18 protein-coding genes are annotated in these 22,600 nt (G+C 72.2%); 10 read left to right on the plus strand and 8 right to left on the minus strand.

Annotated features, from left to right (window positions below; all coding sequences use genetic code 11):
• Positions 1-2 precede the first annotated feature (2 nt).
• The 10 genes from BLV02_RS23540 (at position 3) to BLV02_RS23585 (ending at position 12,755) form a co-directional block, all read left to right on the plus strand.
• A complete protein-coding gene (locus tag BLV02_RS23540; protein WP_069109352.1) occupies positions 3-737 on the plus strand; it encodes a hypothetical protein in 735 nt (244 codons plus the stop codon).
• Entirely contained in the window at positions 730-3,348 is a 2,619-nt protein-coding gene (locus BLV02_RS23545; protein WP_083288235.1) for an ATP-binding protein, read from the plus strand. The genes BLV02_RS23540 and BLV02_RS23545 overlap by 8 nt, the downstream gene beginning before the upstream one ends.
• Positions 3,345-5,513, plus strand: coding sequence for a hypothetical protein (locus BLV02_RS23550; protein ID WP_069109350.1), 2,169 nt, complete (start codon positions 3,345-3,347; stop codon positions 5,511-5,513). The genes BLV02_RS23545 and BLV02_RS23550 overlap by 4 nt, the downstream gene beginning before the upstream one ends.
• Positions 5,510-6,052 (plus strand): type III secretion system chaperone family protein, encoded by a 543-nt coding sequence (locus BLV02_RS23555; protein WP_083288234.1) that lies wholly within the window; start codon positions 5,510-5,512, stop codon positions 6,050-6,052. Before BLV02_RS23550 ends, BLV02_RS23555 begins: the two co-directional genes overlap by 4 nt.
• 428 nt (positions 6,053-6,480) lie before the next feature.
• A complete protein-coding gene (locus BLV02_RS35870) occupies positions 6,481-6,975 on the plus strand; it encodes a hypothetical protein (RefSeq protein WP_069109348.1) in 495 nt (164 codons plus the stop codon).
• Between the two features lie 4 nt (positions 6,976-6,979).
• Positions 6,980-8,200 (plus strand): J domain-containing protein, encoded by a 1,221-nt coding sequence (locus BLV02_RS23565; protein ID WP_083288292.1) that lies wholly within the window; start codon positions 6,980-6,982, stop codon positions 8,198-8,200.
• Between the two features lie 134 nt (positions 8,201-8,334).
• Complete coding sequence (locus BLV02_RS23570) at positions 8,335-9,705, plus strand: CHAP domain-containing protein (RefSeq protein ID WP_069109346.1); 1,371 nt, start codon at positions 8,335-8,337, stop codon at positions 9,703-9,705.
• Positions 9,702-10,496: a hypothetical protein gene (locus BLV02_RS23575; RefSeq protein WP_069109345.1), complete on the plus strand. Its 795-nt coding sequence runs from the start codon at positions 9,702-9,704 to the stop codon at positions 10,494-10,496. The genes BLV02_RS23570 and BLV02_RS23575 overlap by 4 nt, the downstream gene beginning before the upstream one ends.
• A gap of 79 nt (positions 10,497-10,575) precedes the next feature.
• On the plus strand, positions 10,576-12,438 hold the full coding sequence (locus BLV02_RS23580; protein ID WP_069109344.1) for an ATP-binding protein: 1,863 nt from the start codon (positions 10,576-10,578) through the stop codon (positions 12,436-12,438).
• 8 nt (positions 12,439-12,446) lie between these two features.
• Positions 12,447-12,755 carry a hypothetical protein gene (locus tag BLV02_RS23585; protein WP_069109343.1) on the plus strand — a complete coding sequence of 103 codons (309 nt, stop codon included), beginning with the start codon at positions 12,447-12,449 and terminating at the stop codon, positions 12,753-12,755.
• A gap of 475 nt (positions 12,756-13,230) precedes the next feature.
• On the opposite strand, the gene BLV02_RS23590 is transcribed toward BLV02_RS23585, so the two are convergent.
• The 8 genes from BLV02_RS23590 to trxB form a co-directional block, all read right to left on the minus strand.
• The gene (locus BLV02_RS23590; protein WP_083412399.1) at positions 13,231-14,460 is read right to left on the minus strand and encodes a GNAT family N-acetyltransferase; all 1,230 of its coding nucleotides are present in this window, start codon (positions 14,458-14,460) and stop codon (positions 13,231-13,233) included.
• Positions 14,461-14,551: 91 nt separating this feature from the next.
• Entirely contained in the window at positions 14,552-14,944 is a 393-nt protein-coding gene (locus BLV02_RS23595; protein WP_069109342.1) for a hypothetical protein, read from the minus strand.
• A gap of 2 nt (positions 14,945-14,946) precedes the next feature.
• Positions 14,947-15,552 (minus strand): hypothetical protein, encoded by a 606-nt coding sequence (locus BLV02_RS23600; protein WP_069109341.1) that lies wholly within the window; start codon positions 15,550-15,552, stop codon positions 14,947-14,949.
• A gap of 107 nt (positions 15,553-15,659) precedes the next feature.
• Positions 15,660-17,252: a hypothetical protein gene (locus BLV02_RS23605; RefSeq protein WP_069109340.1), complete on the minus strand. Its 1,593-nt coding sequence runs from the start codon at positions 17,250-17,252 to the stop codon at positions 15,660-15,662.
• Positions 17,249-20,086, minus strand: coding sequence for an FtsK/SpoIIIE domain-containing protein (locus tag BLV02_RS23610; protein WP_069109339.1), 2,838 nt, complete (start codon positions 20,084-20,086; stop codon positions 17,249-17,251). The genes BLV02_RS23605 and BLV02_RS23610 overlap by 4 nt, the downstream gene beginning before the upstream one ends.
• Before the next feature lie 296 nt (positions 20,087-20,382).
• On the minus strand, positions 20,383-20,871 hold the full coding sequence (locus BLV02_RS23615) for a hypothetical protein (RefSeq protein WP_141711372.1): 489 nt from the start codon (positions 20,869-20,871) through the stop codon (positions 20,383-20,385).
• Positions 20,872-21,255: 384 nt separating this feature from the next.
• On the minus strand, positions 21,256-21,579 hold the full coding sequence (gene trxA, locus BLV02_RS23620) for a thioredoxin (protein ID WP_053203681.1): 324 nt from the start codon (positions 21,577-21,579) through the stop codon (positions 21,256-21,258).
• A gap of 47 nt (positions 21,580-21,626) precedes the next feature.
• Complete coding sequence (gene trxB / locus BLV02_RS23625) at positions 21,627-22,598, minus strand: thioredoxin-disulfide reductase (RefSeq protein ID WP_069109337.1); 972 nt, start codon at positions 22,596-22,598, stop codon at positions 21,627-21,629.
• Between the last annotated feature and the right edge of the window lie 2 nt (positions 22,599-22,600).

The following is a 22,600-nucleotide window of genomic DNA, read 5'->3' on the forward strand; positions in this document are numbered from 1 at the left end:
CGATGGCCGACGACCCCGAGGAACTCGAGACAGTCAAGTACTACACGCGGGCGCGCAAGTTCCCGCAGCTGCTCGGGCGCATGCCCGACGGCACGAAGATCCCCGGCGGGCCGTACACGGTTCAGCAGCTGATCGCGGCCATCCTCATCATCGTCATCGGCGGGCTGACCATCGACACCTGGGGTGTGTTCGGGGTCTTCGGCAACATCGCCCTGTTGTTCGGCACGGCGTTCGGCGCGGTCTTCCTCATCGGCCGGTTGCCGATGAACGGCCGCAACCCGCTGTACGCGCTGCTCGGCCTGTACCGCGTGCTGAACGCGCCCGCGTCGGGGCGGTACCAGGGCAAGCAGGTGCGGTTCCGGCGGCCGCGGCGGGTCCGCAGCCGCACGAACGTCTACCTCGGCCCGCTGCCCGGCACCGACCCGTGGAGCGGTCTCGAACCCGGCGTCGCCGTCGCCGCCGGTCGCGAGCTGCCCGACGGGTTGCGGCGTCGCCTCGACCGCACGCCCGAACCGGCGCCCGAGCCGCTCGACGATCCGCTCGCCGCGGTCGATCCGGCGCACCCGGGCGCGCCACTGAGCGGGGTGCAGGCGCTGCTGGCCCTGCTCCCGGCCGACCAGCACGACCAACCCGCGAGCGGACGCCGTCAGGCGTCACGTCAGCGGGGCCAGCAGCGCACCGCCGTCCGGCAGGGGAGCGGCGAGGTCAGCGATTCGTGGGGTGAGGACGATGCGTAGTCCGGCGCGGGCCATGGCCGGCCATCTGCTCTGGTCGCGGGGCGGCACGGTGTGGGCGACGTGGCGGCTGCAGGCGCTGCCGTACGGCTTCCGGCCCGACAAGGACAAACACGGCGTGCGGGCGGCGCACCAGGCGCTGCTGCGGGCGCTGCCGGGCGAGGCGCTGCTGGTGGGCGCCTGCGCGGCGCTCGATCCCGCGGCCATCGTCGAGCGCATGATCAACGGCATCCCGCTGGAACACTGCCCCGAGTGGGCGGCCGAGTGCGAGGCCACCCTCGACACCCTCGACGACCTCGCGCTGGGCCAGCGGACGTTCTGGCTGAGCGTGCCGCTGCGCAACGGCGGCCGGTTCGGCAACCTCAACGAGTCGTTCCGGGCCGCCGTCGACGACTTCCGCGACCAGCTGGCGCTGCCGCGGCACGGCATCTCGCCGGCCGAGCTGAAGGTGCGCACGGAACAGGCCCGCAAGGTCGAGCTCGGCATCCCCGCCGTGTTCCGGCCGCGCCCGGCCACCGTCGCCCAGCTGGTCTGGCTCTACCAGCACACGTTGCAGCGCGGGCTGTTCGCCGACATGGACCTCCCCGAGACGCGGGCCGACCACGAAGCCGCCGTCGTGCCCCGTCACGGCGTGCTCTGGCCCGACGCGCTGATCGACGAGGGCGGCCAGTCCGAGCTCGACCGCCGTCAGCTCAAGAGCTGGAACCCGCTGCGCCGCAAGTTCGTCAAGATCACCCAGCCCGACCACCCCGACGCCGTCTCCTACCAGGGGCTGCTGGCGCTGGCCGACACCCCCGCCGACGGCATGGTCTTCCCCGGCGGCGAGTACCTCGGCCGCGTCGACGACGCCGGCCTCGACGTCGACTGGGCGGTGCGGCTGCACACCCGCACGCGCGAAGAGGTCATCGCGCGCAACCGGCGCGCCGTCGCCAACCTCAACGACCAGTTCCTCCAGCAGGAGGGCCAGCTCGCCACCGGCATGCACGCCATCGAGCGGTCCGCACGCGACCTCGCCGAGTACGAGGCGCTGCTGTCCGCCGACGACCTCGAGGTCGAGGTCGAAGCCACGGTCATCTTCTGCGTCGCCGGGCGCACCGGCGAACAAGTCATGGAGCAGGCCAAGGAGCTGCAGGCGTTCTACGGCGCCTCCGGTTTCAAGCTGACGCACCCGCTGGGCAACCAGGAAGACCTCTGGTGGGCCATGCTGCCCGGCGCGCCGCTGTCCAAGTCGGTCCGCGAGTTCGGGCAGATCACCACGTCGCACTCCTTCTCCGCGTCGGTCCCGGTGGTCACCTGCGACGTCGGCGACAGCAAGGGCAGCCTGCTCGGCCTGAACATCTCCACCGGCCAGACCGGCGTCGTCCACCACGACCCCGCCGGCGCCACCACCAGGCTCGACGTCTCCGGCTCGCTGGCCATCGCCGGCGAGCTGGGCGCCGGCAAGTCCGTCGCGCTGAAGAAGATCGCCGCCGACACCGTCGACCGCGGCGGCCGGTTCATCGCGCTCGACCGCACGGAGTCCGGCGAGTGGGTGACCATGGCCCGCGCGCTCACCACGCCCACCGTCGTCTCCGTCGTCGACCCCACCATGAGCATGGACCCCCTCCGGGTGTTCGACCGTCACACCGGGTCGCGGGTCGCGCAGTCGTTCCTCACCCCGCTGCTCAACGTGTCGCCGACGTCCGAGCGCGGCGTGCTGCTGTCCGAGGTGCTGGAGGTCGGCTACCTCGCCCGGCACGGCGTCCGCGGCCTCGGCGACCTCACCAAGCACCTGCTCGAGAGCTGCACGCTCGACGGCGCCTACGAGCTGGGCCGGCTGATGAACGTGTTCGCCCGCAAAGAGTTCGGCCGGGTCATCTTCGACACCTCGCTGCCGCCGGTCGAGCTCAGCGACCGCGCCATCGTGTTCTGGACCCGCACGCTGGAACTGCCCGACCGCGACGAACTGCAGCACGCGCACCTGTTCGAGCAGCTGAAGCTGGAGAAGATCTTCGGCCGGGCCATGTACGCGCTGATGGCCAGCATGGGCCGTCAGGTCTGCTTCGGCGACCGGTCCGAGCTGGCACTGTTCATCGTCGACGAGGCGCACCACGTCACCGCGTCGCCCGAGGGCGAGCGCGAGATCACCGTCTTCGTCCGCGACGGCCGCAAGCACCAGGCCGCGGTCGCGCTGGGCAGCCACGACCCCGAGAGCGACTTCGGCGACGCCACCCTGCGCGGCCTCATCCCCACCCGCATCCTCATGCGCCACCGCGACAAGACGCTGGCCAAGCGCGGCCTCAAGTGGCTCGACCTCGACCCCGACGACGAATCGCTGGTCGCGCTGATCACCGAGCACACCAGCCCGGTCGGCCCCGACGGCGTCCCCGAGATGCGCCGCGGCGAGGCGCTCATGCGCGACGCCCTGGGCAACGTCGCCCGCATCAAGGTCATGCCGCCGTCCCGGCCCGAGCGGTTCGAGGCGATGAAGACGTCGCCGCCCGAGGTGCTGATCGGCGGCCACCGTCCCGGCGGCGCGCTGGGCGGGCGAGCGCCGCACGCCGGTGAGCTCGAGCCCGGCGACGCACCGCCCGAGCTCGAGGCCGGCCGCGCCGTCGGCTCGAGGCCCGCATGAGCGTCGTCGCCGGCGCCGTCAGCATCGCCGCCGAGGCCTGCCAGGTCCCCGGCGGCAACGGCCTGGGCGACCAGTTCATCAACCCGACGGGCAACTGCGAGCTGTCGGCGTTTCACGTGCAACTGTCGTTGGCCGGCGGCATCACCGACCCGTTCCACCTGATCTTCAAGGTGCTCATGACGATCACCTGGGCGATCTACCAGTTCCAGGTCATCGCGCTGGCGTGGGTCACCGACTTCGTGCTCGGCATGACCTGGCTCGACTGGTTCACCGGCATCGCCGGAGACTTCCAGGACTCCATCGCCGGCATGTTGTCGAACCTCAACATGTACGTCGCGATGCTGACGATCACGGCGTTCATCTGCATGCTCTGGATGGCCAGAGGCATGTGGGGGAAGGGCCTCGTGCAACTCCTGTTGTCGCTGATCATCGCGAACTATGCGGTGGCGGCCATCAGCTACGACAGCCAGCATCCCGACAACAACCTGGCGCCGATCAACCCCATCACCTGGCTGGTCGGCGACAACGACAGCCAGGAGGGCCTGCTCTACGACGCCCGCGACACCTCCCAGTACCTCGTCGGCCAGATCGTCAACGACGACGAGTACCTCGACGACCTGACCAATCCCGAGAACCAGCGGGTCAGTCCGGGCGAGAGCATCCTCAACACGTTCCTCTACCACCCGGCCATGCTGGTCAACTTCGGCTACATCCTCGAGGGCGACTGCGAAGAGGCCTACGTCGTCGCGCTGTCCCACGCCGGCAACAGCTCGTCGAAGGACGACCTCCGCGGCGACCTCGAGGACCGCGACCTCGCCGGCCGCGGGTCCGCCGCCGACGGCATCGACACCGGGTCCGAGCTGACCGACCCCGGCACCTGGTGGGGCGGCACCGGCGACGAGCCCGTCGACTACGACCCCGAGGTCTGGAAAGTGGTCGGCAGCTGCCTCAACGACGAGGTCGACACCTTCGCCAAGATGGCCCGGCCCGACAGCTGGATGGCGCAGTTCGCGATCCAGCCGGCCGTCACCATCCTCGCCGTGCTGATCCTCATCATCGCCGGCGTCGTGTTCATCGCCGGCCTCTCGGCGCTCGTGCAGTGCATCAAGCTGCTGGTCACGCTGCTGCTGGCGATTCTCCCCGGCGGCGCCAGATCGGTGCTGTGGCGCAACATCGGCCAGCTGTTCGCCACCGTCCTCATGCTGATGTTCTGCATCGTCTTCCTCGGCGTGTTCCTCCACGTCGTCACGGACATCATGGCGGCCGGACGAGCACCCACCGGCAACCCCGACGACCGCTCCGTCCGCTGGGCCGAGATCGGCAAGTTCCTGCTCATCGACCTGCTGCTGATCGCCGGCATCGTCCTCTTCTGGCGTGGCCGCGGCGCCGTCCACGAGACCAAGGACCGCGTCGCCGCCGCCATGGCGTCGAAGTTCAACTCTGGCGGTGGCGGAGGCGGCGGCGGGTTCGGCGGCGGCTCGTCCCTCATGCCGACAGGTGGCCCGGGCGGTGCCATGCGCCGTCTGAACGGCATCAACGCCATGGGCGACGCGGTCCGCAACGTCAAGGGCATCACGAAGACCGCAGGAATCGCCTGGGCCACCGGCGGCGGCTCCGTCCTCGCCAGGGGAGGCACGGCCGTCGCCAAGTCGACCGTCGTGCGCGGAACCCGCCAAGCGGCGGCCAACCGTGGGGGCCAACTCGTCGAACAGGCGCGGAGGCAGCGCGTCAAGCACCACCTGAAGCAGGGCAACCACGAGGCGGTCCACAAGGTGAGGACCTTCAGCCGGCGGGCTGAGGTCGCGCGCGCCGACCGCATGGACGAGGCACGGTTGCGGAAGTTCGACCGGCAGACCAAGCGGGCCGAGGTCGGAGCGCGCCTGACGAACGGCCGCCTCGGCGCCAAGAGGGTGAATCACGCCCCGGACCGGCGCACGGAACTGCAGTCCGATCTCGCGGCCAAGCGCCAGGCGATGCTGGACAGGCACACCGCGGAACGTGAGGCCGAGCGAGCGAGGCTGACCCCCGACCAACGACGCGTGGCCGAGGCGCGAGAAGACAGACTCAAGCAGCGCGACCTGTGGCGACAGGCGAGGCGCGATGCCAGATCACCGAAGCCGGGTGGTCAGTCCAATGGCTCGATGGACGGAGGAACGACTCGATGAGTCAACTCGACAGGTTGCGAGCCGGCATGCCCGCCACTCCAGAAACGGCGCGTGGTCCACGTGTGTCGCACCCCGACGCACGTGGGCGGCGCAGCGACGGCGACGAGCTGATCATCGAGGTGCTCGCCAAACTGGGTGCGGATCACGTGGCTGATGGCGACGAGATCAGCGGCATCTGGGAGAACGGTCTGTTCTTCTTCGGCACCTTGGGGGGTGCTCAGGCCGGCGAGGACGTCTTCCACATCCGCGGGGTGTGGGAACGCGCCGTGCACGTGGACGAGCTCTCCAAGGGCCTGATGTTCGCCAACGACTGGAATGCGGAACATGTCTGGCCCAAGGTGTTCGTCCAGCAGGACGAGACGGATCTCCTGTTCCATGGCGAGACCACCGCGGATCTCGGCGCCGACCCTTCGTTCGAACTCGTGGAGAAGCTGATCACGACGGCTGTCAGTGCGGCACTCGAGGTGTTCCACGTCGCCGAACGAGCGTTCCCGAATGCGCACCTCATCGCGGAGTCGCCGCCTGGCTGGCGCGACTGACAGCGAAGAGTGTTGTGCCTAGGGTTGTCACCAAGGTCGACGGTGAGATGAGGGACCCCCGGATGTCGGCATTGCAGGGAAGACGGGGCGATGCTCCCGATCGCCGCTCTACTCGTGCGCCGTCGAGGCCACACGATCCTGGGCCATCGGCATCCACGTTGGCCGGTCGGTTCGAGCCGATCCGGGGTACGGCCTGGCAGACGTGGGACGATCTCCCGTACCAGGTGCGCAGGGCACTGAAGGGTGCGCACTGCCTGCCGTCTGCCGAGTTCGTCGGCGGTGCTCGGCCACCGGCGCCGCCTGCCCACGACGACGACCGCATCGAGTACGCCGAAGCGTGGACCGTAGGCGAGGACTCATGGATCTTGATCGAGGGGCGCCGCCCACGAGCACTGCGGGGTAGCGCTGCTCGGCCATGGAACCTGACGGTGCGCCGCTACCGCTACGTCGGGGAGATCAAGAATCGGTGTGGGGCCGTTGCCGTCGATGCCGATGCGACCAGGGCCAGCGGCGAGAGACATGATCTCGACGACGAGCAGCCCTCCGTGCTCGACGTCCTGCCGGCAGCCGTGCGCGCCCAGCTGATGAACACCGTGCCTGATCCTCGGTTCGAGGATCAGTTCCTGGTCCAGGATCGGCACAAGGGCCGGCCGTACAAGCACCGGGCGGGTGTCATCAGGGCATCGCCGAGGCAGATCATCGCCGTGCTGGCAACCCGGCAGATCGAGCAACGCCGCTCGGGTTCGGTACGCGAGGCGGAGAGACAGCTGGCGTCGGCCCCTTGGGACCTGCGGGCCCTCACGGCGCGGTTCGGGCGCGAGGAGGTCGTCACGCTCGAGGTCGTCGACGACGAGGTCGCACTCGACGGAGGCGGTGCGATCGCGCTGCCGCCGTCGAGCTCCGACGCGGGGCGGAGTGGCTGACGCGGTGCCCGACCTCGACTACTACGAACTCCTCGAGGTGCCGCCCACGGCGACCGCCGCGGAGATCAAGGACGCGTACCGGCGCGCCGTGCGCACGGCGCATCCGGACGTCGGCGGCACGACCGCCATGTTCCGCCAGATCACCACCGCCTACGAGACGCTGAGCGACCCGGTACGCCGGGCCGACTACGACGCGGGGCTGGTACACCCCGGTGCCCGCACCACCGATGTCTGGCCCGACGATCTGGACGCCGAGGCTCCCCAACCCGCAGACCCGGGTTGGGGACACGAGGCGTCGTGGGACGCGGCGGACGGGCGGCCGGACACTTATGTGGGCGACCCGGATGCGTGGATCCACGGGAGGCGTGGGCTCCTCGTCATCGAGCTGTCCTGGACGGTCGTCGCGGCCATCTTCGCCTTCGGCGTGGTGATCCTCCTCTACACGCCCGAATGGCTACGGCCCGGCGCGGCCGGTCCCGATCTGCTGTCCTGGTACGGCGAGCAGCCCGTTGTGCGCCTGGTCTCGGTCGTCGCCTACCTGGCGATCCTCGGATCGGTGTGGGCCGATTCGGCCCGTGCCCTCGTCGCAGTTCACGCCGCCTTCGCCCTGCTACTGGTGGGCTGGGTCGTAGCGTACTGGGGAATCGCGACGACACCGGAACGCTGGTGGTTCGGCGCCGGAGTCGTGCTGTGGCTGTTGTACAACGTCCTCCTGACCGCGACCGTCTATCTCTCCGGGGCGCGTGAGGAGTTCGCAGCGCATCGACGCCGATCAGATCCATCGCAGGTCAGTGACCTGACGCGGTGGGCGCGGACGGACGCGGGCGGCCGCGCCGTGCAGATCGGCTACGGCGTGCTCGCGGTCACGTTCGTGTTCCTGGCAGTGGTCCTGCTCGTGGCGAACGGCCTCATCCGGCCGGCGGCCGCCGGTCCCGACGCGCTCGACGTCGGGCTGCGGTACCCGCTCGCCGTGGCGATCGTGGTGGTGCTGTACGGCTATATCGCCTACATCTCGATCGGGCACCGCAGCGGCCTGGAGCTCGTGTTCGTTCCCGTGGCCATTGGCCTGCTCGCATGGCCGCTGGCGTACTGGGACCTTGCGACGACCAGCGAGCGGTGGCTGTTCGGCCTGGTCGTGGTGGCTTGGGCGCTCCACGTCGCAGCGATGTACGCGACCTCGTCGCTGATCGATCGGCGCCGGCCGACGCCGGAGTGGACGCGGTAGAGGCTGGCGGGCGGCCGGATCCCCCGCGCGCCTGATCCGTCCGCGGGCGACCTGTCACAGAACCACCCCGGCGACGACCTACACAGACGTCCGCTAGCAGCCGCCGTGGCAGGCGCCCGGATGGAGGGCGGGGTATGGCACAGGGTTCGGTCGCCGCCGGCGGGGCCGTCGTCGCCAGGCGCACCAAGACGAAGCCGGCGCGCACGCCGGGCGGCAAGGGCTCCGGCCGGGTCCGCAAGTGGATCCTGGGCATCGCGCTGCTGACGGTGTTCGGCGTCGTCGGCGCGGCGTCGCTGGCGTTCGTCCCCGTCGCGACGGTCATGGCGCTCTGGTGCGAGATCACCGACCGCGCGCCGCTGGCCGAGTGCACCATGACCCCCGGCGGCGACGTCTGCACCGGCGGTGCCACGCTGGCCAACGTCCCCGAGCCGTGGGCCGAGATCTTCACCTCCGCCGGCGACGAGTTCAGCATCGACCCCGCCTACCTCGCGGCCATCTACCTCACCGAGAACGGCAACACCTGGAAAGACCTCGACACCGACTGGCCGAGCTCCGGCTGCTGCTTCGGCCCCATGCAGTTCAACCTCGGCGCCGGCACCTGGGACGCGTACAAGTACAGCGCCGGTGGCGGTCCACCCGACTACATGGACCCCGGCGACGCCGTCTTCACCGCGGCGAACCTCTTCACCCATACCGACGGCGTCTACGGCAGCGTCACCGCCGAGACGCCGCTGGGCGACGCCGCCCGCTGGGATCCGGGCACCTTCGTCTACTCCGCCGCCAGCTACAACGCCGGACCGGCGGGCAACTGGAACAACGACGAGACCAGGCGCTACGTCGAGAACGTGCACGCGCTCATCTCGTCCAACTTCACCCAGGGCGGCACCGGCGACTACGGCCAGTACGCCACCTATCCGCCGCCGAGCGGCATGGGCATCGGCGAGGGCGGCGACGGCGACCAGGGCGAGGGCGGCGGCTGGGCCGGCTGCGGCGGCATCAGCGGCGGCGGCCTCGACGGCGTCGTGCGCATCGCGGAGCAGGAGTACGCCAAGGGCATCGTCGAACAGCCGCTGGGCAGCAACTGCGGGCCGACCATCACCGACACCTACATCGCCAGCGGCTGCGAGCAGTGGTGCGCCGACTTCGTCAGCTGGGTCTACCTCGAGGCCGGCATCCCGTTCCAACCCGAAGCCGGTACCCAGATGTACTTCTGGCGACATCAGTGGCAGATCCCGGCCGTCATCGGCATGAAGGCGTGGTTCGAGTCCGGCGGGCAGGGCCAGGAGTTCATCCCCGTCGGCAGCGCCGGCCCCACGAAGCCGCCCCGCCCCGGCGACGTCATGATCTACTCCGGGCACGTGAGCATCGTGGTCGAGGTCGACGAAGCCAGCCGCACGCTGGTCACCATCGGCGGCAACGAGAACGACAGCGTCCAGCGCTCGCCCGGCACGTTCAGCGTCGGGCCGAGCGGCCCGGTGCTCGGCTACGGGCGGATGAACCCATGACCCGGTCGCGCTCCTCGCTGCTGCTGGTCGCCGCCGCGGCGGTGCTCGCCGTCGTCGGGCTGCTGCTGGTGTTCGGCGGTGGTGGCGACGACGGCGATGGCGGCGGCCCCCCGGGTGGCGCCGCCGGCGTCGCGCCGAGCCCGGTCGAGTCCACCGACCTTGACCCGCCGGACGACGCCGCCGCTGGCTCCGAGCCGCCGGCCGCCCCGCCGACCGACGCCGCTACCAGCGACGCCGCCGACGAGCCGCTCGAGCCGTCCGACACCCCGACCGCCCAGCCGACCCCCGCACCCCGTCAGACCCCCACCCTCCCGCCGGGCATGCGCCAGCCCGAACCCGTCGTCGTGCCCGACCCCGCCGCCGTCGACGACGCCGACCCGACCGCCGTCGCCGTGGCCGCTCTGACCGCCGCCTACAGCTTCGACGCCGCGAGCGACGCGTCGGCCGAGGACGCCATGGCCCGGGTCCAGGCGTGGCTGGCCGCGCCGCACGACGATGCCGCCTACGACCTCGACGGCCTGCGGCAGGACGTCCAGCGCGACTGGGAGCAGTGGGCGCAGCACCAGGCGTTCGCCTCGATCAACGCCATCGACCCGCACACCACCGACGTCGACACCCCCGACACCGCGACCCGCGCCGAGCGCCGGTTCTACGTCCGCATGACGCCGATCGGCCGCGACGCGTGGAACGGCCCGCTGGTCGAGCACCAGTGGTTCGCGTTCCTCGCCCGTGCGTCGGCGGCCGAGCCGTGGCGCATCGTCGAACTGCAGACGCCGCTGGCGCACCGCTGACCCGGCGTCCCACCCTTGTCACAACACCCCGTCCGCGCGCACCTTCGACAGTGAGGACCGACAACGGAGAGGCAGTCCCGTGGCGCCACATGACCCGGCCGACACCTTCGCCGCCGCGTCCGGGCCGCCCGACGCTGACGGCAGCGACGACAGGTTCGCGTCGGCGCGCCCGGCCGAGCCCACCATCAAGGGCTTCACGCCGTGGCAGCTGGCCGCCAGTGCCGTCGGCGTCGTCTTCCTGGCCGTGTCGATGTGGGCCATCCTGGCCGCGCTCGACGAGCCCGACATCGGCGTGCTGTTCCTGCTGCCGACGCTGGCCTGTGCCGGCGCACTGTATGCGGTGTCGGTCCGGCGGCGGCTGCGCCAGAACGCCGTCACCGACCTCGCCGAGGCGCTGGTCCGGCACCTCGGCGTGCCCGACGCCTCGTACCTCGACATCGACGCGCGGCAGTGGCAGGGCGGCTGGGTCGGCGTCCCGCACGTGCTGAACATCCAGTACCCGACCGAGGTCGACGACTCCGCACCCGGCTGGGCCGCCGGCGTCGCCGAGGCCGTGCACCTGCAACTGGACGAGCAGTACACCGTAGGCCGCCACAACGTCCGCGGCCACCGGCTCACGCTGCGCGACCCCACGCGGAGCGCCGGTTCGCTCACCCCCGAGCCGGCCGCGCGCGCCGAGCGGGCCCGCGACGCCGTCCGCCGGGCCTTGCCCGACCACATCGCCCGGCCGGTGCCGACCCAGGCCGACCTGTCGTCGTGGCTGCTGCCGCTCGGCGTCGACGCCAGCGGCACGCGGGTCGGCTGGAACCTCGCCGCGCCGCAGGGACATCTGCTGGTGCTCGGGCGGTCCGGCGCCGGGAAGCGGGTGCTGCTCACCGGCATCGCCGTCGAGGCGGCCGCGCGTGGCTGGCCCGTGTGGATCATCGACCACCGCCGCGTCGACCTCCTCGGCGTGCGCGACTGGCCGAACGTGCAGATCGTCGCGTCCACGCTCGACGACCAGATCGTCGTGCTCAACCAGGCGTGGCGCGAGATGGAGGGCCGGGTGGCGCTGATCGAGTCCGGGTCCAGCCGCAGCGAGCTCGAGCCGCTGGTCGTCGTCGTCCACCACTTCCGCGAGTTCGCCACCGCCGTCGCCGACGCTGCCAACCGGGCCGGACAGAGCGCGGCCGCCGCGTCGCTGGCGCACGACCGCGTCACCGACCTGCTCCGCCACGGCCGCCAGGTGAACGTCTATCTCGTCCTCAGCATGCAGCGCGCCGACGACCCGCTGCTGCGTGACGAGCACCGCGACGACGTCGGCACCGTCGTGGCGCTCGGCCGCCTCGACAGCCGCGTCGCGTCGGCGCTGTGGGGCAGCGACCGCCCGACCGAGCCGGCCGAACCAGTGCCCGGCCGGGCCACCGTGCAGTCCGGCGACGCCACGCCGGCGCTGATCCAGTGCTACTGGACCCCCGACCCGCGTGAGGCGCGCCGCGTCAACGACGAGCAGGACCTCTACCTGCTCGACGCGCTGCGCCCCAGTGTCGTCACGCACCCCGTCCTGCACGTGCAGCGTTCCCGCGCGCTGGCCGACAGCCCCGAGGCGTCGTGGCGGGTCAACCTCAACGCCGACCTCGCCGAGGGCTACAGCGCCGGCACGTCCGGCCTCGCTGACTGGAGCCGCGCCCGCTCCTCCGGCGGCGGGTCGGCGGCGGCCGCGTCCACGCAGGTCGAGACCGCCGGCTGGTCCGAGATGATCATGGTGTCGCAGCTGCAGGCCGGCAGCCTCGCCCGCCTCGACGACGACACCGGCTGGGTCATCATCGAGCAGGTCGAGCCGGTCCAGAACGACGGCACCAAGCTGCAGCTCCACTGGCGCGGCAACGACGGCGCCGGGTCCCAGGTGGTGTCGCGCACGCGGGCGGTGCGCATCCGGCACCTCAGCGACGGCATCTACTGAGGGGCGCCATGGCCGACAACGTCTCCGACAACGACGTGTTCATGATGTTCCTGGCCGCGCCACTGGCCCTGCCGGTGGTGGCGCCGCTGGTGTTCAGCTCGTGGGACGAAGGCCGCGAGTGGATGATCGACCGCGGCTTCATCGCCTCCGCCGACGACGCCGTCTGGGAGGTCCCCGGCTGGGACGGCGCCGGCATCAGCGGTGCCCACGTCGTCCTGCTGGTGTGCCTGGTGCTGTTCGTGCTGGCGCTCGGCAGCATCCTGGCGCGGCGCAACCGCAACCGGAAGATCGACACCGAGGGCTGGGGCACCAGCTGACGTTCGCCCCTTCGGCGGCCGCCCTCCCTTCGCCGCCGACCCTGCCCGACCCGGCCGACTCGCAGGGCTGCGTACGTTCCGGTTGAGGGTCGGTCGACCGGCCGTGGCCCGTGGAGTTTGCGCGCCCACCAATCCCGCAGACCCGGCCGGCTCGCGGACCTGCTGCATCGGGCCCGCTGATCCCCACGCCGTCCGAGCTGGCCTGGCTTGCCCGGCCGAGCCCGCCGATCGGGCACGCTGATCCCCACGCCATTCGGGCCGGTCTGGCCGGCCCTGCCGAGCCCGCTGGATCGGGCTCGCTGGTCCGCGACGTCCGAGCCGGTGAGGCCCACACTGCTGGATCGGGCCCGCTGGTCCGCGGCGTCCGAGCTGGCCTGGTCCGCCCGTTCGCCGAGCCTTTCGGCCCGCGGCCGGTCGGCGAATCGGGCGACCGGCCGCGGGCCCCCGCAGCCGGTCGCTGTGCCCCGCGGCTGGGTCAGAAGACCTCTACCGTGACCGGCGCCCGGTGCCAGCCGAACGCCGTCGAGAGGCGCGCGACGGAGCCGGGGGTGCGCTCGGTCACCAGGCCGCCGGCCGCCAGCGTGGCCGCCGAGACGCCGCCGAGGTAGAGCGAGCCGAGCGCGCGGACGTCCAGGGCGAGGTCGGCGTCGGCGTCGGTGGGCGTGACGTCGGCCTTGGCGTCGTCGGCGACCAGCCGCCAGCGGCCGGTGTTGCCGGCGAACGTGGGGTCGGTGACCTCGAGCACGACGTCGACGGGCGCGGCGTAGCGCCGGGCGGCGAGCGCGCCCGCGACGTCGAGGATGCGGACCCACAGCGAGGCGCCGGCCGACCCGACCAGCGCGTCGGGGTTGTTGACCAGGTGCGGCAGCGGGTCGTCGACGGGGCCGTGGGCGTACTTGACCGTGCGGACGAGGTCGACCGAGGTCAGGAACCGCCAGAGCGCGGCGTGCGCCTCGGGCGTCTCGGCGAGCAGCTCGGTGACCCGGACCTCACCGTCGGGGCCGGTCTCGTTCCAGCCCGACTTGAGGCGGTACCGGGCGTAGCCGCGCACACCGCCGTCGTCCTCGTACACGACGGTGCGCTCGGACGACATGCCGCGCCGCCAGCCCTTCGGGTCGGCGGTGAGGTACTCCCACCACTGGCCCGGCCGGGTGGACAGGCCGGGACGCTGCACCAGCACGCGGTCGAACACCGCCCGGACGTCGTCGAGGACGTCGCGGGTGGCGGCCGTCCGCAGCCGCCCGCCGTCGGGCGTGCTGCCTCCGACGGTGATGTCGCGGCTGCCGATCTCGTACGACACCCGCCACGACGCCAGGCCGTAGCCGTAGCGCCCGTAGATGGCGCCCTCGCTGGCCCAGAGCACGGCGAGCGGCTCGGTGCCGCGGTCGTGCGCCTCGGTCAGCATGGCGTTCATGAGCGTCGTCAGCACGCCGCGCCGGCGGTGCGTCGACGCGACGCCGACCCCGGTGACGTGGGCGGCCGGGATGACGCCGCCGGGCACGCTGAGATCGCGCGTGAGGATGAGGCCCGAGCCCACGATGCGCCCGGCGTCGGTCATCAGTTGGGTGCGGCCGGGCTCGAAGATCATCCGGTTGTGGTCGGCGGTGTCTTCGTCGACGTCCTCGAGGAACGCGTTGGCGATGTGGGCTTCCAACTCGGCGTAGTCGGCGTCGGTGGCTGTGCGCAGGACCAGGTCGTTCGTCACCGTCCTTGTCTAGCGCATGCTTCCCGGCCGGGCCAGGGGTTTTCGGCGCGGCCGGGCCTGTGAGGTGACCGGATCTAGCGGCGCGGCCGGGTCAGGCGGTGCGGTGCTGGGCCTGACGTGCCTGTTGTTCGGCCTCCTCACGTTGCCGCTGCCGGTGCTCGGCGTTGTGTAGCGCCGCGGCGACCCCCTTGCCGGCCTCCTTCAGGAGCTTGACGATCTCGTCCCAGCGGGCGTTGAGTGCGCGGCTGGCCGTGGTGAAGGAGGACTCGATGGCGCTGCCGATGCGCTCGCGGATGGCGGCGTCGCAGGGGAGCGCCTGGCCGGTCTTCGCGGTGATGCGCTGCTGGACGGCAGTGAGGTCGGCGGCAGTGGCGTCACGGCCGCGCACCGCCGCGGCGACGGCGTCCTGGAGGGCCCGCTGCGACTCGCGCAGCAGGCGGATCTCCTCCTCGATGCCGCCGAGGGTGGACGGCGCCCTGGACATGGCTACCGCCGCGCGACGTGGACGGCTTCGCGGCCACGGTCGCGGACGGCGCGTGCGGCGGCCGGGATGACCTGGGCGAGCCGCTTCTTCACCTGCGCGAGGTTGGACGTGACCTGGCCGGCGCCCTTCGTGATCTGTTCGCCGTGGTCGAGGAGCTGATCGGTGCTGCGGCCGATCTGCTGCGCGCCCTCGGCGACGCCGTCGACCGCGCGTTCGAGGCGCTCGGCGCTCTGCCGCAGGCTCTCGGTGAACTGAGTGACCTGCGCGGCGATGGGCCGGATCTGCGGCTCGAACGCGCCGGCCAGGTCGGCGTCGCCGCGCTGGAGGTCGTCGCAGGCGGACTGCAGCAGGCGAGCGCCGTCCTCGGTGACCGAAGCGGCACGCTCGAGTTCTTCGAACTTCGCCCGTGCGTTGTCGGCCCGAGCCCGCAGCCGTTCCGCGGCCGCCTTGGCCTCCTCGGCCGGCGCGCGCAGGTCGTGCAGTGCCTCGATGGCCGCGTTGGCCTTCTGTTCCAGCTCGGTGAGCCCGCGCGAGGTCTCGTCTCCGCCGCGGGTCAGCCCGCTGGCGACGTCGATGAGGATCTCGCCCGATTCCTTGATGCTCGGCATGGCTGCCGCCCTTCTCGTTCTGGCCCCCACCTGCCGGGTCGGATCGGGCCGCTTACTTTCCTGTAGGTCGTTTTGAGCGGGCGAATGTGACAGGTGGCGCTGATATTTCAGAGGGCGCCGGCCGCGACGTTGGCCACCGTCAGGGCGAGCAGCGCCGCCCCGCCGATGCGCGCGCCGCACCTGACCAGCGCTGCTGCGTCCGGCCGGCGCGCGAGCCCGGCGCCTCGGCACACGCGGGGGAGCCGGCGGGCCGCGGCCACGCCCAGCCCGACCGCGACGACGGCCAGCGTGCAGACGACCAGCAACACGAGCGTCATGGCGGCGGACATGCGCGTGCCGGCGACGACCATGACGGAGGCCCCGGCCAGCCCTGCGCCCGCGACGGCGGTCGTCGTGACCCGCCGCGACCGTTCGTCGTGGGCGATGAGCCAGGTCTCGAAGTCGGTCTCGGCCAGCTTCAGCTCGTCGCGCCTGCGGCCGAGCGCGGTCAGGGCCACGCCGAGGTCGGCGCCGCCGGTGCGACGCAGCCGGTCGAGCGCCGGCGTCGGGTCGTCGACCGGGCGGGTGGTTCGCCGCACGACGGGCTCGGTGTGGACGGCGGTGGTGGCGCCGCCCGTGGGACCTGCCGTGCTGGCGCCGGCCGGGTGAGCGGCGTACAGGTGATCGGCGGAGGGGCCGTAGCCGGAGTCGACGCCGAACCTGTCGTCGACGGGTGGACGGTGGCCGGTGGGCGGACCGTGGTCTGGGTCGGTGTCGGCGCGCGATGAATGGTCGCCGGCGGTGCTGGCCGCCAGCCCGTATTCGGCAGCGGCGGTAGCCGAGGGACCGTTGCCGGTGGGCGGCGGACTGTCGTAAAAGGCGGGGTCGACGGGGTGACGGCCGGCCTTGCCGATGTCGGGGCGCGCGTCGTAGGTCCAGTCGGGCGGACCGTGGTGCGGACCGGCGGCGGGCGACGAGGGCCGGCCGGCGGCGTCGAAGGACCGGCGATCGTCGGGATGAGGGGTGGGGAGGTGACCGGCGGACGGGTCGGCGGGGGCGGGGCCAGGGCCGGGGGCGTTGCCGGGGTAACGGGCGGACGGGTCGGCGGCGGCGGGGTCAGGACCGGGACCGGGGTGCGGGTCGCCGGCGAGCGGATCGACGAGGGGGGCGGCAGCGCCGGGGGCGTGGGCGGGGTGCGAATGGTGGATGCGCGGGTTGGCGGGGTCGGGACCAGGGCGCGGGTAGCTGGCGAACGGATCGACGATGGCGGGGTCGGGACCAGGGCCGGGGTGCGGGTAGCGGGCCGACGGATCGGGGGTCGGGCCGGGGACGTGGTCGGGGTGCGGGTGGCCGGTCGACGGATGGTCGGTGGCGATGGCGGGGCCGGCGGCGGGGCCGGGATCCTGGTCGGGACCGTGGCCGGGGAGGGGCATGAGGCCGTACTCGGAGCGGACCGTGGCGCAGTGGGCGAGCCCGTCGTCAGCGGCGGAGGAGGCGCGATGAATGCCACGGAGCCGGGTGGCGGCGGTCTGCTCGCGCTGCTCGGTGTCTTCGCGCGTGCCGGCGTCGTCGTTGCGCAGCAGCTGCTCCGTGCTCTGCACCGACGACGTGAAGCGGGCCAGGGTGGCGCAGTAGGCGCGCATGGCCGGGGTGCGGGCGGGCGCTGCGGAACTCGGCGTGGCGGGGTCGCCGGTGGTACCGAACTCGACCTCGGCGGTCATGGCGTCGCTCCGAACCCGGTGGCGGGCGCCTCGCCAGCGCCGTGCGGCCCGGCGGCGTCGGGGGCAGGCCCGCCATGGGGTGCAGCCGGACGGGGATCGGGGAGGACGGCGCCGACCTGGAGGGGATCGAGCAGGACGGGGTCGGCGTCGCCGGCGAGGTCGTGGAACCAGAGGCGCCCACGCGACGCGGGGAAGGGTGGGCGGACGCGGAGGAAGGAGGTGGTGTCGATGAGGTCTCCGCCGGCGTCGGCCCGCAGCTGCAGCCGTTCGCCGTGCTGGCCGAGCTTGCGCATCCGGTCGGGGGTGTCGAGCCAGATGAGCGGGAACACCGACAACGCCGGCCCGGTGCCGCACAGCCAGCCTAGCGGGTGGGGCTCGTCGGAGTAGAGCGGCGCCTCGACGCCGGAGTACTGCAGGCCGAGGACGGCGACGAACACCGGGCCGGATGGGCGGGTGGCGACGCGGGGGAGGTCGTCGAGCTGGGACTCGTCCAGCACCTCGACCCGCGGGCCGAGCCATTCGACCACCTGGTCGAGGGGGCGGCGGCCGGGGATGCGCGGGGGCAGGAGATCGACGACGACGAAGCCGGCGTCGTCGGAACCGGGCTGCAGGGCGAGCCCGGCCAGCATGGCGCTGACGGCGCCGACGGCGTGGGCTTCGTCGCGGCCGGCCAGCAGCAGCCCGCGCCCGTCGCCGGCACGGGCCGGCACCCCCACCAGCGGCGGCGAGACACCCACGGGCGCGCCGACGTAGACGGTGGGCGAAGGGGCGGACGCCAGCACGGGCGCGGCGTCGGCCAGCTCGACGCCGCCGGTGCCGCGGCTGACGCGGATGCGGGGATCGGGGCCGAACCGGGCGACGACGGAGTCGCGGATGCGGCGGCGGTCGTCGGCGTCGAGCAGCCCGCCCTGAAACAGCTGGTCGGCGTCTCTGTCGCCGCGCGCGTGGTTGAGCACGCCGGAGCCGCGGCGGCCGGTGTCGAGGCGGTCGCGGACGGTGCGGTCGAGCAGCAGGCTGAGTTCGTCGGGCTTGCACCGCAGCCCGACCCGCAGCTCGAGCTGGTCGAAGACGGACGCCTTCTGGGCGGCCCGGCCGGTGCCGACGGAGTTGAGGCTCTGCGTGGCCAGCAGCACGTGGACGCCCTGGCTGCGGCCCTGCTTGACCAGGACGTCGAGGGTGTTCCAGGCGGCGTCCTCGGTGGGCCCGGCGAGCATGAGCTGGAACTCGTCGGCGACGAACAGCACCCGCGGCAGCACCTCACCGGTGGCCTCGCGGTACTGGGCGATGTTCTTGATCTCGCGGCCGCTGGCGGCGGACGCCTCTTTGAACAGCTGCTTGCGCTGGGCGTCGACGGCGGCGAGGTGCTGCAGGACGCCGAGCGCGAAGGTGGCGTCGGCCTCGATGCCGACGGCGCGCACGTGCGGCAGCGCGGGCCGCCCGGGCCGGGGCGCGTACTCGGCGAACTCGACGCCGGCCTTCATGTCGAGGAGGTACAGCTCGACCTCCTCGGGCGGGTACCGGTGCGCGAGCGCGTGGATGAAGGCGTGCAGCAGCGTCGTCTTGCCGGAGCCGGACGGCCCGACGACGATGCCGCCGATGGCCACGCCTTCGTCGTCGCCGACCGCGAGCTCGAGGGCGGAGCCGTCGGCGGCCTGGCCGACGGTGGCGGCGATGCGGGTGTGGGTGGTGCCGGCGCCGGGACGCTCGGCGGCCAGCAGGTCGCCGAGCACGACCGGGCGGTTGACGCCGCGACGGACCGCCGGGGCCAGGATGGTGGTGAGGAACCGGTGCTGCGCCGAGCCGGGTGGGTTGGGGCAGCGCACCCGCGCGTGGTGCAGCAGCGCCGGCGGCGACGACGCCCAGGTGGCGCCGCCCTCGTGGTCGACGTGCAGGTGTTCGGCGTGCTCGAGGAGGTCGGCGAGCGCGACGCCCTGCGGCAGCTCGCGCCCGGTGTCGATGACGGCGACCACGGCGACGCCGCAGCGGTTGCCCGTGCGCGCCAGCGACCAGAGCTGCTGGGCGTCGTCGGCGGTGAGGTGCGGGCCCAGCCCGGCCGCGAGCACCAGCGAGCACGGGATGCCCTGCGCGTTGCCCTCGCGCAAGCGGGTGACCAGGGAGTCGTCGTCGCCGAGCAGCACCTGGCTGTTGAGCCGGTGGACGTGCTCGCGCAGCGCCCGCAGCTCGGCCGAGACCTCCTCGTGGGTGGCCCGCACGCCGCCGGCGACCAGCGGCTCGGGCAGCCGGCTGAGGACGCCGAGGTTCTGCCCGAGCCCGCCGGGGTCGAGCAGGTGCAGCCGCAGCGAGCCGGGCAGCGCGGACGCGAGCGCACGGGTGACGAACGCCTGCGCGAGGTTGTGCGCCGGCGCGCGGCCGCCGGGTGCGTGCGTGATGACGACGTTGCCGCCGAGCGCGGGCAGCACGAACGGCAGCTCGACGATGTTGCTCGGCGACGCGAGCCCGAGCGTGGCGGCACGCACGACCTGGGTGACGTCGACGGGTTGGTCGTACGGCTCGGCCCAGAGCGGGGACTCCCAGCCCTCGTGCGCGTAGCCGGGGCCGCGGCCGAGCAGTTCGGTGATGTCGAGGCGGACGCGGTCGGCGGCGGCCAGCAGCGACGCGTGCGACCGGGCCTGCCTGCGCCGGGAGTCGCGGGCGATGGCCTGCTGGTCGTCGGCGAGCCGGCGACGTTCGCGCTCGGCGGCGGCGTGAGCCAGCGTGCGCAGGTGGAGTGCGGCGTCCTCGGTGGCCTGGACGGCGTGCGCCAGGGCGGCCGGGCCGTCGTCGTCGGGGCCGGGACCGCGGAGAAGACCGAGGTGGAGGGCGGATACGCGCATGCCTGCCCTTCCTGTCGAGTGCCTGTCCCCTACGAAAGTGCGCGGGATGGCCGGTTTGTGACCGGGAAGGGCGGAGGGATCTGCGGGGAGGGTCAGCGACGGGACGTGGCCGGCGACGGGGCGAGGTCAGCGGCGCCGAGGGATCTGCGGGACGCGGCCGGCGACGGGCCGGCGGCAGGGCCGGCGACAGGGTCAGCGGCGGGACGTGGCCGGGAACGACGCGGCCGGCCGACTCCGGGGTGTCGGCCGGCAGGAGGTGCTCGAGAGGGACGTGGCGTCATCCGAACGGACGACGGTCAGAAGAAATCGTCCTGACCGTCATCGGGAACTCGGACAAACCGTTCGATCATTTCCGCTTCGGTTTCCCATTCGGGATACTTGACCAAGATCGAACTGGTTACTATTCCGACCACCAGGCCCACTCCGAACACCCAGAGGTCCGCTGAGAACCAACCGAGCAGAGCAATGGCGCCGGCCGCCGTGAGCGCGCCTTGGCCCACGACCGTCGCCCAGCCGGCGACGTAGTCGTTGTCGCGGCGCCGCGCGATGAAATCGACCCCGCCGCACGCGAGGCCGACGACCGCCACGGGAATGAAGGCCGCATGAAGAGTGGCCACGCCCGCGAGGTCGGCGAGCGTCGCCAGTGCGGCCAGGACGATCGCCACGATCGAGGCGATCATCGTGCCGATACCGAGCAGCAACAGCTTGGTCTGCCGAACCGCCATCGAGGTGTAGGCCTCGACGGCGGCGTTCTCGGCGTTCACCAAATCGTCTCTGTATTCCATGTACACCTCTCGCCTGACGTCCCAGGAGCCCCGGTCACTGACACGGTAGGTGTCCGAGCAAGGACTTCCGTGACGAGATGATCCGGGAGAACTCGGCGCTCGGCAAACGGAGCGGCTCGTTTCTGCGGATACGACATTCAATGTCGGTTTCGGTCCTCAGGGCAAGAGGTCCGGAGCAAACTAGTACGCGATACAACGTGTTTTTCAGGCGATTGTGGCGGTTATGTCCGATTGATTTTTCGTCCGGATGGATGAGCGCGGCCGGCGTTCGGCCGATGCGGCGCCGAACGCGACGACGCCCGCCGGGCGGACCGTGGGGTCCACCGGCGGGCGCCGGGAGCGGCCTTCGGGCGGCCGCGGAGCCGCGTCGTCGACGGGCGGGCGTCAGCCCACGTAGTCGGCGAGGTCGTTGAGCAGAGCGGCCTTCGGCTTGGCGCCGACGATCTGCTTGACGACCTGACCGCCGGAGTAGACGTTGAGCGCCGGGATGGAGGTGATGCGGTAGCTGGCCGCGATCTCCGGGTTCTCGTCGACGTTGAGCTTGACGATCTCGAGGTTGTCCTGCGAGGCGGCGATCTCCTCGAGGACCGGGGCGATCATGCGGCACGGCCCGCACCACTCGGCCCAGAAGTCGACGAGAACGGGCTTGTCGCTCTGCAGGACCTTCGCGTCGAAGTCGGCGGTGGTGACGTGCTGGATGTTGCCCATGTGTGACTCCTTGATGGTGGGCGTTTCTCTGGTGACGGAGCTCGGTGTCAGCGGACGGCGAGCTCGGGCGTGGCGGCCTTCTCGGCGGCCTCGAGGTCGGCGAGGTACCGCTCGGCGTCGAGGGCGGCCTGGCAGCCGGTGCCGGCCGCGGTGATGGCCTGGCGGTAGATGTGGTCGACGACGTCGCCGGCGGCGAACACGCCGGCCAGCTCGGTCTTCGTGGTGGGCGCGTCGACCAGCACGTAGCCTTCGTCGTCGAGGCGCAGCTGCCCCTGGAACAACTCCGACCGGGGGTCGTGGCCGATGGCGATGAACAGGCCGGTGACGGCCAGCTCACGCTCGGCGCCGGTGACGGTGTCGCGCAGCCGCAACCCGCTGACCTTGTCGTCGCCGAGGACGTCGAGCACCTCGGTGTTCCACACGAACTCGATCTTGTCGTTCGCGAGGGCGCGCTCCTGCATGACCTTCGACGCGCGCAGGGAGTCGCGGCGGTGGATGACGTACACCTTGCGCGCGAAACGGGTGAGGAAGGTGGCCTCCTCCATGGCGGAGTCGCCACCGCCGACCACGGCGATGTCCTGCTCGCGGAAGAAGAAGCCGTCGCAGGTGGCGCACCACGAGACTCCGTGGCCGGACAGCCGCTTCTCGTTCACCAGACCCAGCTCGCGGTAGCGCGACCCGGTGGCGACGATGACGGCGCGCGCCCGGTGCACGTTGCCCTCGCTGTCGGTGACCGACTTCACCGGCCCGGTGAGGTCGGCCTCGACGACGTCGCGGGTGAGGATCTCGGCGCCGAACCGCTCGGCCTGCGCGCGCATCTCTTCCATCAGCGCCGGGCCGAGGATGCCGTCGCGGAAGCCGGGGTAGTTCTCGACCTCGGTGGTGTTCATCAGGGCGCCGCCCCAGCTGACCTCGCCCTCGATGAGCAGCGGTTCGAGCCGCGCCCGGGCAGCGTACACAGCCGCCGTGTACCCGGCCGGCCCGGAACCGATGATGATCAGGTCGCGGATGTCGGTCACGC

Origin of the sequence: Jiangella alba (assembly GCF_900106035.1) — a bacterium.
Classification (GTDB): Bacteria; Actinomycetota; Actinomycetes; order Jiangellales; family Jiangellaceae; genus Jiangella; species Jiangella alba.